This is a genomic window from Synechococcus sp. R5-13 (genome assembly GCF_047462015.1).
Taxonomy (GTDB): domain Bacteria; phylum Cyanobacteriota; class Cyanobacteriia; order Thermostichales; family Thermostichaceae; genus Thermostichus.
The window spans coordinates 1-950 of record NZ_JANSIL010000195.1; the positions used below are offsets into that span (position 1 = coordinate 1).

Sequence of the window (950 nt, forward strand, 5' to 3'; positions counted from 1 at the left end):
ACGGGTTTTACAAGGCGTGGAGATCGCGGTGCAGCCGTTTTGGCAGGTGCTCGAACGAGCCAAACCCGGGGATTTCGTCTATTTGGATCCCCCTTACTATCCCCTTTCTGCCAGCAGCAGCTTCACAGCCTACAGCCGGTTTGCCTTCGGCGAAGCGGAACAGATCCGCTTGCGAGAAGTGTTTGGAACATTGGCCGACCGAGGCGTGCAGGTGCTGCTCTCCAATTCCGATTGCCCCTTTGTGCGGGAACTGTACCGGGATTACCCCATCCAGACCATCTCTGCCAGCCGTGCCATCAACGCCCAGGGCCACAAACGCGGTCCCATCACCGAGGTCTTGGTGCTGAGCCATCCCAGCCTGGCCACCGCCTGCAGTGGGCCGGAAGAGATCCCGTTTTGCCCCGGAACCGTCTAGGGTAATGGATGAGCAGGTCGAGATCCAAGGCGGGATCTCGAGCTTGGACACACTATTGCTCCGCAACGCTGACGCGACGAGACAACGGGAACAACAGCGCATGGATCCACGAGAAATTGAGGCATTGGTACGGGCTGCCCTACCCGGCGCAAGGGTGCAGGTGGAAGACACTGTCGGCGATGGCCATCATTTCCAGGCCATCGTGGTGGCGGAACAATTCCAGGGCTTGCCCCTGATCAAACAGCACCGGCTGGTGAATGAGGCCCTGAAAGCCTACCTGCAGGATGGCCGCCTACATGCTTTGGCCCTGCGCACCTTTACCCCCGCTCAGTGGGAGCAACTCCAGGGGCTGGATTCTGGTTCATCAGCCAATTGAGCCAAGAGGAGCATTCCCAGTCGGGCTGTGCATCGCCTCAACTCCTCTCTCCCTTTGAGAAAGGGGCTGAAGCTGTCGCAAACGGGAATCTTGACATCCTCCCCGGCCTGAAGGCCGGAGATTCCTACCACGCTACGCATGGATGGCTCCTTGCGCAGT

The 950-nt window shown here is 59.5% G+C and carries 2 protein-coding genes; both read left to right on the forward strand.

The window, feature by feature from the left end; genetic code table 11:
- Nucleotides 1-415: DNA adenine methylase (locus NW840_RS13335; protein ID WP_414344794.1), on the forward strand; the 415-nt coding region annotated here is incomplete at its 5' end.
- A 43-nt stretch (nucleotides 416-458) separates the two neighbouring features.
- Nucleotides 459-791, forward strand: coding sequence for a BolA family protein (locus NW840_RS13340; protein ID WP_414344795.1), 333 nt, complete (start codon nucleotides 459-461; stop codon nucleotides 789-791).
- Nucleotides 792-950: the final 159 nt, after the last annotated feature.